The sequence below is a fragment of the Vibrio sp. 1580 genome (assembly GCF_033340055.1).
On sequence record NZ_JAWOVT010000585.1, the window covers coordinates 1 to 556 of the forward strand.

A 556-nucleotide genomic window follows, 5' to 3' on the forward strand; every position below is an offset into this window, starting at 1 on the left:
GCAAAATCATCGTTGTGCATTATCGTCGCATCGAGAGAGAATTCTTAGATCAAGCGCTGAAAGCGCGTATTGGGGAAGGAATTGAGTTTCCCGTGTTAGATACGCTACAAATCGAAGAGAACATCCAAAAGAGAAGCGCTGGCGGCATTTGGAATCGCCTGAAAGGAAAGAGACCAGAGTCTCTACGTTTGGCGCAGTCTCGACGCCGCTATGGGTTACCAGACTACTCTCCGCATCACGCGTTAACTGATGCGATTGCTACGGCCGAGTTGCTTCAGGCGCAGATGGCGCATCACTACAATGATGACCAACCCATCAGTGATTTTTGGTTGTAGATAGATTTTTTGTTGTAGCTATTTACCAACACTCATTCACCGAACACCATGCCTTAAAAAGGAGCCTATCGGCTCCTTTTGTTTTTTAGTCAAACTGAGAATTACAGTTTAAAACGTTTGATCTCTTGCTCAAGCTCGTGAGACAGCTCAGATAGGTGCGCTGCTTGCTCCGCTGCTGAGTGAGCTTCTACAGAAAGCTCGTTCGATACGTCGCGGATGCC

The 556-nt window shown here is 47.3% G+C and carries 1 pseudogene; it reads left to right on the plus strand.

Annotated features, from left to right (window positions below):
- Positions 1 to 335, plus strand: a pseudogene (locus R7093_RS27290) (3'-5' exonuclease); the annotation flags it as partial.
- Between the last annotated feature and the right edge of the window lie 221 nt (positions 336 to 556).